The sequence below is a fragment of the Anaeromassilibacillus sp. SJQ-1 genome, assembly GCF_046693725.1.
Taxonomy (GTDB): Bacteria; Bacillota; Clostridia; order Oscillospirales; family Acutalibacteraceae; genus Anaeromassilibacillus.
In genome coordinates, this window is record NZ_JBKEIV010000038.1 from 43,484 (window position 1) to 56,641 (window position 13,158).

Here is a 13,158-nt window from a genome sequence, read left to right on the forward strand (position 1 = left end):
TATGGCAGTTAAAAACCTAAGTACCCGAGTTGCCATTATCGGAAGAGGTGCAAAGTGCAGAGGTGGTTCATCCGCAGTTGACAAGTCTGCATATATCAGCCGTACCACCATGTACTCTGAATATGACGGAACAACCTATTACCCGAAGTATACCGAGGATTTGGTGCATAATGAGGTCATGCTTCCGGTCAATGCACCAGCAGAATATTCAGACCCATCGGTGCTATGGAACTCCGTTGAAATGAGGGAGAGTAAATCTGCCAAAGCACAGCTGGCGAGGTCATATAAAATCAATCTGCCGAATGAGTGGAGTTATGAGCTTGCCATAGAGGTAATGAGGGATTATGTGAAAAGGAATTTTGTGGATGATGGAATGTGTGCGCAGTTTGCCATCCATGACTCCGAAAACCCGAATACGCACCAGCGCAATCTTCACTGTCATATTATGCTTACCATGCGCCCGATTTTGGAAGATGGTTCATGGGGAGATAAGCAGAAGAAGATTTATGCACTGGACGCAGACGGAAACAAGATAAGAAAAAAGAATGGGCAATATAAATGCACCACGCAGGATGTGACTGGATGGAACAGCAGGGAGAATGCCAGGAAGTGGCGCAAGGATTTAGCTGACACCATAAATGCGGTCAATGATAAAAACGGATTAAGGGAGAATTTTTGGGAGCATAGGTCATTTGCGGAGCAGGGGCTTGATACCATACCACAGATACATTTGGGAGAGAAAGCCAGTGCGCTGGAAAGGGCAGGAATACAGACAGAGAGAGGGAATGTCAACCGCAGGATAATGGAGCAGAATAAGGCTATTCTTACTGCAAAAATGCTTGTGGCAAAAGCAGAGGAACAGTTGCAGAAGCTTGTTAATTCCAAGCCAGTTGAAGCAGTACGCAATACTGCAAATGAAGTCCTTGATATGATTAGGGCAGTTGTCGGCAAAAAGGGCAGACTGGAATTGCCAGTAATCAAGAGCAAATATTTGAGGAAGATTTCTCAAAGACAGGCATTGCAGGAGCAGGAGAGAATGGAGCGTTTTGTTGTGGTAAATCAGATTGAGAGCTTTGAGCAGTTGCAGGAGTTTAAGGAACAGCGAGAGCCAGCCTATGAGAAGCTGTCAGCGGAGCGACAGCAGATTGCAGAGCAGATAGCAAGACTGGAGCAGTTGCTTGTGGCATACAGCGAGTATGAGCCTTATATCGTGTATCATAAGACAAGTAATTCGCTGAAAGGATTTGCCAAGCGTAAATATGATAAGGAGCATGAAACAGAGCTAGAGAATACGACAGTTATCGTGCGAAATTAAAGAAAATGCTGTCCTCTGATGAGAAGATTACACCGAAGAAATGGACAGCGGAAAAGACGAAGCTGGAAGAACGATTGCAGGAGAGCAATCCCGACTATGCAAGAGTGGTTACGGAGCTTGCGTCAACAGAGGTTATTGAGCATAACCGTAAAATGCTTGCAATGACCCGAGAAGCCGAGCAAAATCAACGCAGTCAGATACACAGCAGGAAGAAAAATGAACAGTCATTATAACAGCGAGAGGGCAGTTTACAAGCAATGGTTTGTAGCTGTCCTTTTTGCGTGAAGGGAGAAGAACATGGAAGAAAGCAAGAAAGTGAATACAGAGCATTTCAAGAAAAAGATAGGTAATACCACTTATCGGGTAAGAGTGCATTTTCCGCAGAATACCAAGCGGACTTTTACGGACAGCGTGAATACGCTGATTATGAATGAATGTACCAGCAAAAAGAAATAATCCACATCCTACCTTGACAAATCCTCACAGAGGACACCCTTTTGTCGGCCATGGAGAACGCAGGCAAAGAAGATATGCCGGACGAGGCAGAGCGCAAGGGCCTGGGCACCCCGGCGACCAGGGCAGCCATCATTGAAAAGCTGGTATCCGGCGGATTTGTGGAATGCAAGGGCAAGAACCTGATCCCCACAAAGGCAGGTGTCAACCTGGTCACGGTGCTGCCGGAACTGCTGACCTCTCCCAAACTCACAGCGGATTGGGAGCAGCGATTGAATGAGGTGGCAAAGGGCCAGGCGTCGCCGGAGGACTTCATGGACGGGATCGAGGCGATGGCGGCGGAGCTGGTGCGGGAAATACTCCCACATTTCCGAGGATGGGCAAAAGCTGTTCCAGCCGGAGAAGGAGATGGTGGGCCTCTGCCCCCGCTGCGGCAAGCCGGTCTATGAGGGCAAGAAAAACTTCGCCTGTTCGGACCGGGCCTGTCAGTTTGTCATGTAGAAGAATGACCGCTTTTTCGAGCAGCGTGGGAAGGCATTTACTACTAAAATCGCCGCCGCTTTGCTCAAAGATGGAAAGGCAAAGGTCAAAGGGGCTGCGATCCCTGCGTACCGGGAAACTCTATGACGGGACAATCGTTCTGACCGACACTGGCGGGAAGTATGTGAATTACCACATCGAGAAACAGGGTTGATAAACATCTGCTGGTCATCCTCATCCATGGATTCGACAAGTTTACAATTTATCTGTTTCAAAAGCCGGAACCTACAAGTATAATAAAACTGAACATTTGCAGGGGGTGGCCGTAAATGGATCAGTATATTGAACGGTTGGAAAAAGGGTTCTCGCAAGTATCCAATGGCTTCAAAAATGGAGAACAGAGAGCCAAGACCGATTTTGATACCAATGACAAATCCTATATAAAAGAACTGGCTTACGCAGCTTATCGGTCTTAGGTCTATCAGGTCAGAATGTATGGTGTCTTTCTTTTTGGACATTTATCAGAGGATGTAGAAATCCTGAATTTTATGTGGGAGAGTGTATCCAAAGACGAAAATTGGAGGGTTCAAGAGGTTTTAGCAAAGGCCTTTGATGAATTCTGCAAAAGGACCGGATTTGAAAAGTCCCTTCCAGTGATTGACTCATGACTGCAAGACAAAAATCCCAATACCAGAAGGCTTGAGAATATGGAACTCAAGGCCATATTTCAAGGAAAATCCCGAAGAAGCAATTCGAAGATTAGCTGATCTGAAAAATGATCCCAGTGAGTATGTCAGAAAATCAGTCGGTAATGCCTTGCGGGATATAAGTAAAAAACATGGTGCGTTGGTTGGAGCGGAATTAAGCGCATGGGACTTGTCATCAAAAGAGATTCACCAAGTTTATAAACTGGCAAGCAAATTTATTGAGAAATAGACCTTCCAACCAATTACTCTTCTATCAGCGATTCAAAATTATCAGCCGCTTCCCAGCGGCAACATCGAGCAGGAAACCTTTCCGGGTTTCCTGCTTTTCTTTTATCCATTTTCAGAAAGGATGATGTCTTTGAGAAACACCGAACCCAATTTCATGGAACATTTGAAATCACTGCTCCCCGCAGGCGGTAACGCAAGCGAACTGGAGGCAGCGGCCCAAGCGCTTGCCGGACTTTCCCCGGAGGACCGTGACCTCCTGGCCGCTGTCCAGGGAGTCGCCCTATCGTTTGACCACCCTAGAGCAGTTCTGGGAGTTTCCCGCAAACACCGAGTATTTTGTCCTGGAGCCCAACATCCGCAAGGTGGAGGATGTGGGCTGGCGCAGCATTTGGATGTCCTTCTGCCCTCGGAGCTGTTGGATGCCAGTGATCCCGTTCCCTTCGGCAACCACGCCATGCGGGAGGAACAGGACTGTTTTACGAGCCGAGGCTATCTCACTCTCTCCGGCGACGAGTGGGAGCACGAGCGCCCTAGGGAGAGGCAGACGGAGAAAGCTCTCCATCCGGGAGCGGCTGGAGGACGCAAAGCGGGAGTGCGCGGAACGGAAAGGCCCGGACAAGTCCACCCCGCAGCAGAACCCCCCCCGGAGCTGAGCGACTTATGAGCCGTAGCAAGAAATGGCGTTTGGAATGGGCGTTCTTCCTGGGCGAGAACGGCAGGCGCCAGTACAACAAGCTCTGCAAAGGATGCGTCCATCCCTGCAAGCAAAGTTTCCGGGCAGTGGTGGTGTCCTGTCCGCACTAACTTTCCCGCCGCTCCAAAAAGTGCAGGAATTAGGGTTCAAAATGGGCAAAGAAACCGCCTGTGGCGGCTTTTCCGTGTAGGGGCAGTATGATTTCCCGTGTGGAGCGGCAGGGCGTTTCTGCATAGGGGAAATGCCGAATTTTCACCTTTTGCAAATAAAACGAAAGCGCCATCATCGGATGTTGTCCGGTGGTGGCGCTCCTTTTTTGTTAGCTGTGAACTACGGTATACGGTAATGAAAACACCTCTTTTATTGTGTCAGTGCGGAGGAAGAGATATAATATACGAAAGATTATCTTACAAACTAAATTGCAAAACCCTTGTTCAATGTAGATTTATATAACATGTTAGAAATAGTGTATAATTTACGGTTTTCAAATTTATAGGGCGTCTTCAACGAAAAGCAAAAAAGAGGTTATCAACATGGGAAAGAAAAAGAAAGAAAGAACAAATAAGAAGCTTGCTGCTAAAGTTAATCTTCAGGAATTGCAAGAATCAAGAAACGGAGGTCAAGCTGCATTGAGGGGCTATTCTTATCAATTCTTGTATTCGTGCAATTTGATATTATCTTCTGACGCTGATACAGTTTTTATTCTCGAAGGAATTGAAGATGTCGATGCTATAAAATGCAGTGATGGCCGTAAAACAATTACACACATCCAGGTAAAATACTCTACTCAGCACCAGGATGCCAGCTTTATGGATAGTGTGTTGAAAAACTATCTCGAGGCATATCTAATTGATAAGGATAGATATTTTAAATTAGTGTATGATTTTTCGGTTGCATCCGGAAATTTAAGGAAACTGTTTTTGGGAAATCTTGATAAAAACTCAAAAGAGTTTTGGAAGACTAAAATTGATAATATTAAAAATGAAACTGCTTCATGGAATTGGAGTGATTTCAATTTCGAAGATTTTATGCATCGGTTATCTTTCATAAATGTTAAAAAGGACTCTCTGAGAAAAGTATTGAGGATTTTTTGATAAAGAATTTTGAAATTGAAACCGATAATATTTCTTTGTTTGCCAATGGCATCAAATTGCTGTGCCTTGACAAAATGGAGAGCCGTGCCAAAGTAACACGTAGTGAGATAACTCAATGCATAGAAAAAATAAAATTTGATGTAAGTAAAGGACCACAAAATCCAGCTCTACGCTTGGATTCAAAGGCTTCAATTTTCTAGATCTGATGAATATTCTTCAGAATACTATGAAGGTAAAAAAGCCACCCCTTCAGATATTGCAAACAATCTACCGGTGATGCGCCCAGTTGTCGAAAATGAAATTATTGATTCTATCGCAAAAAATACAATCACTATTATAAAAACATCTAGCGGTCAAGGTAAAACCACGCTTGCGTTGAGGGCAATGTCCTTGTTAACTGGAGAATACACACCATATCAAATTACAAGGTGTAACGAAGATGCGGAGTTAGGGCATATCGTTGAGTATTTTCGTATGCGTACACGAATAGGTGAAAAGCCACTTATTTTACTTGATAATCTTGATGCCCATTTAAGCGAGTGGAATTTGTTAGCTCAACTCATGCAAACAAGCGTCACCTACCATTATAAACTCCTCGTTACTTCTCGTGAAAATGACTGGTACAATTATGGCGGTGACATAAGCACTCTTCGTCATTTGCAAGTTATTAAGCCTATTCTAAGCGAAAAAGAGGCCGAGGACATATATAATACTCTCAAAAAAGAGAAAAAGCTTCATGAAGATATTGCAGATTGGGAAAAAGCGTGGTCAAAGATCGGAGATCGCCGCCTTCTCATTGAATATGTATATCTTTTGACTCACGGTGAAATGATTGCTGAACGAATCTCTGCGCAAATGAAACAGATTGGCAACTCATCGGCAGGAGGCACGAAACTTGAAATTTTAAGAAAAGTTTGCTTTGCTGATATTTGCGGTATTAAACTTGAAACCAAGTCTCTAATTAGCAGCATAACATCTAAAACAGACTCGGATATTGGTGAAATACTTAAAAGCTTAGCTGATGAATTTCTAGTACATATTAGCTCGGAGGGTGACTATATCGAGGGATTGCATCCTGTACGCTCGCAGCATATTATTAATCGATTGCATGAATATATTTCTCTCGATGAAACAGCTCTTTCTATCGCAAAGATTGCATCTGTTTCAGACATATCAGTTTTGTTTTCTCACTATCCGGAGTTCGATTTAGACAAGGATAGATTTTACGCTAACATTGTTGATATGTGGCTGTATGGACCAGATTTATCACGCTTCGTTCAAGCAATTCGAGGTGCTTTTTCGGGAAGTGTAATGCAGTATTTTCAAACTCACAAGGCATTATTTGATGACGCATATGAGCACGGCGGATTAATGCTTGTAGCAACAGATCTTTGCCCCTTTACAAAATTTAAAGACTATGAACATGAACTGAATACACTTGAAAAAATGTCCGAAATGATGCCGGATAATACTAATATCCAGCACATGATTAAACTATGTGATTCGATTCCGAAATTTAGAGCTTCAAAAACTGACATCTATTGCTTGTGCTCTGCCCTATATTTTAAATTAAAGGAAATTGATTTTACACACATCAGAGATTTTGAATCATATGCAGTTATTGTGGATTGGCTTTACAATATTGATCCCTCAATGAATTTATCATCAAAAATTTCTCTGAATGATCTTTGGACCCAGGCCGAAAACCACTCTATTAAAACTGTATCATCATTAATGTATTCATCTTTTTGTGGAAATGAAAAAGAATACAGCAAGTTTGTTAAAAACAATTTTCCGAGAATCATTAGCTATCTCAAACATAAAACCAACTCTCACAAGATTCAAGTAAGTGACGATAATAAAGAAATAAAGGTCGAGTATTTACTTAGAGCAAGCGATCTTACAAAAGGCAATAATGAAAGTGTTACGAGGCTGACCGATATATGTCGTGCCCTTCCCATCTTTGAAACGTATTGTTCAGACGCAATCAAACCGCAAATCGATTTATTGGCAAGCTATCAAATTCCAAATGATACACATAAAGAAATGCCAAAAAGAAACATAATTATAACGTTCCATCAAGAGTTTAATGGTCTATGGTTAAGAACTATAGAAAGCAATTATGAGTTTGACACAGTATATGCATGGATTGATCATTGGCTTGATGTTCGTAAATATGCGTGTGATTTAATGGCTGCGAGTTCCGCATGTTTACACAAATTATTGGGTAAACGGAAACTTGGTGATACTGCTAGTCTATTTGACACCTTACATAATCGCTATAACAGTATAATGGTCGCACATTTGTCATATCCTAGAGAGCACCGCCCGTTTGAAAAGGAACCGGAATTACCGACATTGTTTAATAAAGCAAAATGGAATTACTTTGATGGGATTCAAAATTTTGCAAACCAATTAATTGGTTTTATTAAAAAAGAGGAAAATGCGAAGCGCCTGGCAATTTATAATTTAAAAACAGCATTAGTGGCACTATATAATGTTCAGAAATTTTTTAATGATATTACACTGGATAGCGACCTTCAAAGTAAACATATAGAACTATGTGCCCATGAAGAAAAAGTCATTTTTGAGACTTATATGTGTTGTGAATACTATTTATCTCATATACCTGATGCCAATTATAATAAATATCAAGTTAAAAGTTGGTTTTCATCATCCCGAAAAGCAGAAGTAGAGAAAGTGAATAGTGCTATGACAGATTTAATGGTATCATACGATGCCGTTCTACCTATAAGCGCATATCATGACAATATATTTGCGTGCTATCCAATATTGCTAAAAAATTTTGATCCAACAGATGAGGAGATGATAAACGATTTCTTAATTACCGCTATTCCATTTGCGAAATCTCCTTATGATTATTTGCTTTTATTGATGATAAACGATACTGGTGAAGTTATTCCGAATGCAATCAAGTTTCCCAAAAAGGCATTTCAATATCTCTACAATGCCATAAACTTAGGTCTCGAAGAAAAAATGGATCCTTTAGCTTCGCCATATCCTGTCGAGGTGACTCAAGAACTAGTAAAATGTTTCGATGGAGAGTACATACTTCAAGAAAAACAACCAACAAATATCGGGCTTAGTTGTATAGCTGATATGGGTGAAGAATTGTGGATGTATTCGAAAAATCGGGAGCTTCTTGTTGACGAAGAAGACAAGCAATATCTTTCCGAAAACCTCAATGAAATAAAAAAGCGAATTGATGTAATGATAAAATACATAGAAACAAATGCAAGTGCAGATATATTATCAGTGGCGAAAAAACTGTGCTCTACTGTTTATCATGGTGATTCATTTGATGATGAAAAATACAATGAATTGATATCCTATATTCAAACAGTAGGTTCCTGATTACATGCACGCAATGTCAAATTGTTCATACCCCTATGTGGTAAGATAGTTGTCAGTTCTCCAAAAACGAAATATTATGATATTCTATAGAAAAGAAGGGGATGCAGAAATGCGATATATTATTTAGCCGTGAAACTTCTCGTTATGTCCATAATATATGTCTACGGAACTACACTACCCCTAGATTTATCTCTGAAAAAGTGTGCCAGCTTTTCGATTTTATTCTCGTTCGAATTCTTTTTCCGCTTTTCTAATTTGATTCTCATTGCACAACATATTTATATTTTTTCGGAGTTTATCATACTCACTTTCCTCCCGCTGTATCTTCCGAAGTTCCGCTTGCAAGGCAGTCTTGCGGGCAGAGAGTCCGTCCAGTTCCGCTTTCAGCTTTTCGGAGGAAGGAAGTTTAGTGAGCCCGGCCTTCTTGATCTCCCTGGCTGCTGCCTCGAACAAGATGATCTCACTCTCAAACCCACGCAGGAATTTTTCCTTGTCCCTTGAGGTCTTATAGCGATCATAGACGGGCTTCAGCTTTCGGTAGGTGTCGATCTGCTTTCCCAGGAGGGCAAGGTCGGCAATCCGTTGTTCCGTATCCCGCAGGCTTTCCCTGGTACGGATGGAGGCGGTGGAAACGGCGTCGCATCGTTCCACCAATTCCTCATAGCTGCCGATGCCGTGTTCGGTGAGAAAATTCATAGTGGCGGCCGCCCGTTTCAGATTCTCAATGGTCGTCCACCGCTGGTATCCGGCGCTCTGCCGGGCCTTGATATTGTTCTGAATGTCAATGAGCAGGCTAATCTTCCCGTTGCGCTGCCGGGCTGTCTGGATGGCCTGGGGCCTCCGGCGATGCGAGAGGCAACGGCTTCTTCCGTGTAATCGGCGCCCAGAGTTTTGAGCCGGGTAAACCGCTCCTGATCTGGCGCCCTGGCGGAGACATACTTTCCCCGCTTGATTTCATATCCTTCCCGCTGTAACCGGGCAAGCAAATCATCCAGGCTGGAGGACACGGGGATCAGCCGGTTGATGGCGGCTTTCAGCTTTGCCTTGTAGCTGGTACCGTTCTGTGCGGCCTGATGCTCAATGTAGCTCTTGCCCTTGTCCCGGCCTAGGACGATGACGGACAGGCCGTGTTCTCGACACAGCCGGTCACTGGCCCGGCGTATCTCGTGGTAGCTGCGCTTGTTGGAATGGTAGTGTTTGTGGTCGGTAAAACTGACCGCATTGAAAATCAGACGGTTATGAATATGCCCCTTATCAATATGGGTGGTAAGTACAAACTCGTACTTGCCACCCAATATTTCTTTTGCCAGTTGTATCCCAATCTCATGGGCTTTCTCTGGCGACACCTCCCCAGGCTCAAAGGCTTGTATCACATGGCGGCCCAGGTGCGTGCCCTTGTCGATGGCATGGCGGCGCGTCCAGCTAAACTCAATGTCGGCGGTTTCGGCGGCGCAGCCAAAAGAGGACACCAGCAGCTTCCCGTCCGTCTTGTCAGGGTTGCAGATATAGTCAATGGCCGCTTTCAGCGTTGACTTAATAGGATGCGTCTTTGTAACTGCCATATCTGATCCAGCCTTTCCCGGATTTCCTCCATGTCGGCCTGATAGGTGGGGCCTCTGGCGTTGACCCGCTTGGCGATCTGATTGATGTTCCGGCCAATGGCGGACAGGAGTTTGTTCATCTCCTTGATGTCCCTGGTGTCCACATAGATGATATATCCGTCAATCGCCATCTTCCGTAGGTAGGCACTGATCCGCTTTGTCTGGAGCTGGACCATCTTCTGTTCAATCAGGCTTCGTTCTTCTGCCGTCACCGGACAGCGCAGGATGATGGAGCGTTTGCGATTTGCCATAGGGCGGCACCGTCCTTTCTGTATAAGGGTTTGGGAGCATCCCAACAAGCAATTTTGTGTTTAGGGGCAAGGGGCGCCCAAAAGTCAAAATTCGCAAGTATGGCCACACTTGCTGTGCTTGCTCTACGCTCCTTCCCCCGTAAATACAATGCCGGAAACACCTTCATCCGCCCACAAAATCCCGGATTTTCAAAAAGAAAAGGGCAGCATAGCTGCCCTAAAAACGAAAACGGAGGATGCTTTACGCACCCTCCGTTTCATCCGCTGATTCTTTAGTTTTCAGCGCCCCGTCAAGCGCACCCTCGATGGCGGTCAAATACTGCTCCGGACAGAGTTTCAGTTTGTGGCTGATACGCTGCCGCTGTGCACTTCCCTCCCGCATGACCTCTGGATTGAAGTACCGTTCTACGGGAAGTCCACATACTTTGATAAGCTGTATGATAACCGGCAAGCTGGGGATCGTACCCTCGTTCTCGATATTTGCGAGCTACCGGGAGTCGATGTTGACGATCTCCGCCAATGTCCTGCGCGATAGATGCTTTGCGCTCCGTGCAGCTTTTACATCGGCACCGAAAGTTTCAAAACCAGGGCAATCTTTGATATTCGCCATATTGCATCACCCACTTACATTGTATAGTTCATATTTTGTCCGTGGAATGTTGCTATATGCTATAATTCTACATTTTATAATTCGTTATTTTGGCCGCAAGAGAAGCAGGCGAGGCATTGACTTTATTGTGATGATAGTGTATAGTGTGTATTATAGAACAGCACATAAGAACAGGAGGTGATAGTCCTGTGAAGATCGTAATCTCAAATACTTCTGATACCCCCCTATACCAGCAAATCAAAGATCAGATTAAAGATGCTATTTTGAAAGAGGAATTGGTGGAAGGTGATCCTCTTCCGTCCATCCGCACCTTTGCGAATGACCTGTCTGTAAGCGTTCTAACAATACGACGGGTTTACGAAGAACTGGAGCAAGAGGGATTTGTAACCAGCCAAGTTGGTATAGGAACCTTCATATCAACAAGCAATCTTGAGTTGTTGCGGGATTCCAAACGCCGACTCGTGGAACAGAAGATGCAGGATATGATTCAAACAGCGAAATCACTTAAAATCACAAAAGAAGAACTGAACATGATGATGGATATTTTGTATGAGGAGGTCTAATATGCAGCCGCTTTTAGAGGTGGAAGGTCTTAAAAAGACATATCCCGGTTTTCAGTTGAATGGAGTGTCCTTTTCAATTTATGAAGATTGTATCACAGGTTTTATCGGTGCAAACGGCGCTGGAAAAACTACTACCATACGCTCCATTCTTCACCTAATCTCACATGAGGCTGGCACCATAAAATTTAAGGGTAAAGACATATCGAAAACAGAAAAATCTTTCAAAGATTCTATTGGAGTCGTCTTTGATGAGGGATTCTTCTATGATGAATTAACCTTGACCCAGATGAAGAACTTGATTGCTTCTTCCTACTCCCATTGGGACAACGGGGCATATACGCATTACTTAGATGCTTTTTCTCTTAGGCCCGATCAGACCATTTCTTCTCTCTCTCGTGGCATGAAAATGAAGTTCTCATTGGCATTGGCGCTGTCCCACCATGCAGAGCTGCTGATTATGGACGAACCCACAAGTGGCCTTGACCCTCTGGTGAGAAAGCAATTCATTGAAATCTTGAAAGAATTCATGGATCAGGGCGGAAAGGCTGTATTCTATTCCACGCACAACACTTCTGATTTGGATAAAGCTGCGGATATGCTGGTGATGATCGACAACGGCAAAATTCTGTTCGAAGAAGATAAAGATATGCTGTTGGAAACCCATCGGCTCGTAAAAGGAAAGGGCCTGTTGCCCGCCGAAACCGAAAAGCTGTTCTTGAAAGTGGAGCAAACGAAATACGGTTTTACGGGAGTTACCAACCAAGTGGAAGAAGCAAGGAGGATATTCCCGGATGCTGTATTTGAACGAGTGACGGTCGAGGACATCATGCTTTCTCACATGAAGGAGGGTGAACCCGCATGATTTTACAACTGTTGAAGAAGGATTGCATTATTGCAAAGAACTATGTGGCTGCGGTTATTCTCATTGGGGTGGGCCTGCCGGTGCTCTTGGTCTGGAAACAACCTCAAATGCTTGAAGTGTTTGCACTTCCGGGAGCTGTCTTTATCTCTTCTGTTGCGTTCAATCTTGCGGTTTCCGAAAAGGAAAATATGTACCCTAAAGCAACGGCGCTGCTTTGTGCCACCCCTTATAACAGAGAAAAACTTGTAGAGGAAAAGTATCTGCTCTACTTTTTAATTTACCTTTATTGCTGTGTGGTATTCCGGATCGAAATGCAAGTTATTCCCCAGCTGTCTGCTGTCGATTTCGTGCGGTCTGTTGTCGTTGTTTTTTGGATTCAGGTTATTTGTATGGGCATATTTCTTCCCATTCAATACCAATTCGGATATGAAAAAACAAAACTGTTAGCGATGCTGCTGGTTGTTGCTGGTCCTGTACTTATGAGCGTGGCTAATTCTGTCGTAGTACCGGCCACAGTTACCCAATCGTTCTCTGCCGTTCCTGGTGCAATGTATATCGTGCTCTGGATGATCGGGGGCGCACTTTGGCTTTTCTCGATGTTTGTATCCAAGAAAATCTTTTCAAGTATTGATCTGTTTTGAGGGTTTGGCATGGGTGAAACTCAATGGATTATGTGTCCCGTGTGCGGCAGTAAAACACGACTGCGTATTCGATATGACACGGTGCTTGAACGGTTTCCGCTGTATTGTCCGAAATGTAAACAGGAAACGCTAATCAGTGTACGACAACAAAATATTTCAGTTATTAAAGAGCCAGACGCTAAGACGCAGAGCCGATAACGCTGAGGTAAAACCTCGTAAGTTATCGGCTCTGTTTTTATATTCTCCATGATCTGTCCGGCGGCAGAAAAGAAAAAACCGCCACG

Annotated in this window: 15 protein-coding genes and 3 pseudogenes; 15 read left to right on the forward strand and 3 right to left on the reverse strand. The window is 43.8% G+C overall.

Annotated features, from left to right (window positions below; genetic code table 11):
• Position 1 precedes the first annotated feature (1 nt).
• The 11 genes and pseudogenes from ACGCCZ_RS10125 to ACGCCZ_RS10175 all read left to right on the forward strand — a co-directional run bounded on the left by ACGCCZ_RS10125 (position 2) and on the right by ACGCCZ_RS10175 (position 8,346).
• On the forward strand, positions 2-1,315 hold the full coding sequence (locus ACGCCZ_RS10125; RefSeq protein ID WP_411655945.1) for a MobA/MobL family protein: 1,314 nt from the start codon (positions 2-4) through the stop codon (positions 1,313-1,315).
• Between the two features lie 5 nt (positions 1,316-1,320).
• Positions 1,321-1,548 carry a hypothetical protein gene (locus tag ACGCCZ_RS10130; protein ID WP_411655946.1) on the forward strand — a complete coding sequence of 76 codons (228 nt, stop codon included), beginning with the start codon at positions 1,321-1,323 and terminating at the stop codon, positions 1,546-1,548.
• Between the two features lie 64 nt (positions 1,549-1,612).
• Positions 1,613-1,771, forward strand: a complete 159-nt coding sequence (locus ACGCCZ_RS10135; RefSeq protein ID WP_080630487.1) for a transposon-encoded TnpW family protein — start codon at positions 1,613-1,615, stop codon at positions 1,769-1,771.
• Positions 1,772-1,797: 26 nt separating this feature from the next.
• Positions 1,798-2,462: pseudogene (locus tag ACGCCZ_RS10140) on the forward strand (DNA topoisomerase); the annotation flags it as partial.
• Between the two features lie 115 nt (positions 2,463-2,577).
• Positions 2,578-2,724 (forward strand): hypothetical protein, encoded by a 147-nt coding sequence (locus ACGCCZ_RS10145; protein WP_153802340.1) that lies wholly within the window; start codon positions 2,578-2,580, stop codon positions 2,722-2,724.
• 181 nt (positions 2,725-2,905) lie between these two features.
• Positions 2,906-3,184 (forward strand): hypothetical protein, encoded by a 279-nt coding sequence (locus tag ACGCCZ_RS10150; RefSeq protein ID WP_411655947.1) that lies wholly within the window; start codon positions 2,906-2,908, stop codon positions 3,182-3,184.
• A gap of 162 nt (positions 3,185-3,346) precedes the next feature.
• Positions 3,347-3,847 carry a hypothetical protein gene (locus ACGCCZ_RS10155; protein ID WP_411655948.1) on the forward strand — a complete coding sequence of 167 codons (501 nt, stop codon included), beginning with the start codon at positions 3,347-3,349 and terminating at the stop codon, positions 3,845-3,847.
• Positions 3,844-3,987: a hypothetical protein gene (locus ACGCCZ_RS10160; RefSeq protein WP_411655949.1), complete on the forward strand. Its 144-nt coding sequence runs from the start codon at positions 3,844-3,846 to the stop codon at positions 3,985-3,987. Before ACGCCZ_RS10155 ends, ACGCCZ_RS10160 begins: the two co-directional genes overlap by 4 nt.
• Before the next feature lie 423 nt (positions 3,988-4,410).
• Entirely contained in the window at positions 4,411-4,971 is a 561-nt protein-coding gene (locus tag ACGCCZ_RS10165; protein WP_411655950.1) for a hypothetical protein, read from the forward strand.
• Positions 4,968-5,171 (forward strand): hypothetical protein, encoded by a 204-nt coding sequence (locus tag ACGCCZ_RS10170; protein WP_411655951.1) that lies wholly within the window; start codon positions 4,968-4,970, stop codon positions 5,169-5,171. The genes ACGCCZ_RS10165 and ACGCCZ_RS10170 overlap by 4 nt, the downstream gene beginning before the upstream one ends.
• Before the next feature lie 73 nt (positions 5,172-5,244).
• Positions 5,245-8,346, forward strand: coding sequence for an ABC transporter ATP-binding protein (locus ACGCCZ_RS10175; protein WP_411655952.1), 3,102 nt, complete (start codon positions 5,245-5,247; stop codon positions 8,344-8,346).
• A 219-nt stretch (positions 8,347-8,565) separates the two neighbouring features.
• On the opposite strand, the pseudogene ACGCCZ_RS10180 reads toward ACGCCZ_RS10175, so the two are convergent.
• The 3 genes and pseudogenes from ACGCCZ_RS10180 to ACGCCZ_RS10190 all read right to left on the reverse strand — a co-directional run bounded on the left by ACGCCZ_RS10180 (position 8,566) and on the right by ACGCCZ_RS10190 (position 10,808).
• A pseudogene (locus ACGCCZ_RS10180) lies at positions 8,566-9,908 on the reverse strand (relaxase/mobilization nuclease domain-containing protein).
• Positions 9,869-10,198 carry a plasmid mobilization protein gene (locus ACGCCZ_RS10185; protein ID WP_054323454.1) on the reverse strand — a complete coding sequence of 110 codons (330 nt, stop codon included), beginning with the start codon at positions 10,196-10,198 and terminating at the stop codon, positions 9,869-9,871. The pseudogene ACGCCZ_RS10180 and the gene ACGCCZ_RS10185 overlap by 40 nt, the downstream one beginning before the upstream one ends.
• A gap of 241 nt (positions 10,199-10,439) precedes the next feature.
• Positions 10,440-10,808, reverse strand: a pseudogene (locus ACGCCZ_RS10190) (helix-turn-helix transcriptional regulator).
• 188 nt (positions 10,809-10,996) lie between these two features.
• On the opposite strand from ACGCCZ_RS10190, the gene ACGCCZ_RS10195 reads away from it, so the two are divergent.
• Genes ACGCCZ_RS10195 through ACGCCZ_RS10210 form a run of 4 tightly spaced genes read left to right on the forward strand, consistent with a single transcriptional unit; the run spans position 10,997 to position 13,072 of the window.
• Positions 10,997-11,371 carry a GntR family transcriptional regulator gene (locus tag ACGCCZ_RS10195; RefSeq protein ID WP_054323360.1) on the forward strand — a complete coding sequence of 125 codons (375 nt, stop codon included), beginning with the start codon at positions 10,997-10,999 and terminating at the stop codon, positions 11,369-11,371.
• 1 nt (position 11,372) lies between these two features.
• Positions 11,373-12,233 (forward strand): ABC transporter ATP-binding protein, encoded by an 861-nt coding sequence (locus ACGCCZ_RS10200; RefSeq protein ID WP_054323359.1) that lies wholly within the window; start codon positions 11,373-11,375, stop codon positions 12,231-12,233.
• Positions 12,230-12,874 carry an ABC-2 transporter permease gene (locus ACGCCZ_RS10205; protein WP_411655953.1) on the forward strand — a complete coding sequence of 215 codons (645 nt, stop codon included), beginning with the start codon at positions 12,230-12,232 and terminating at the stop codon, positions 12,872-12,874. Before ACGCCZ_RS10200 ends, ACGCCZ_RS10205 begins: the two co-directional genes overlap by 4 nt.
• A gap of 9 nt (positions 12,875-12,883) precedes the next feature.
• The gene (locus ACGCCZ_RS10210) at positions 12,884-13,072 is read left to right on the forward strand and encodes a cysteine-rich KTR domain-containing protein (protein WP_082402094.1); all 189 of its coding nucleotides are present in this window, start codon (positions 12,884-12,886) and stop codon (positions 13,070-13,072) included.
• Positions 13,073-13,158: the final 86 nt, after the last annotated feature.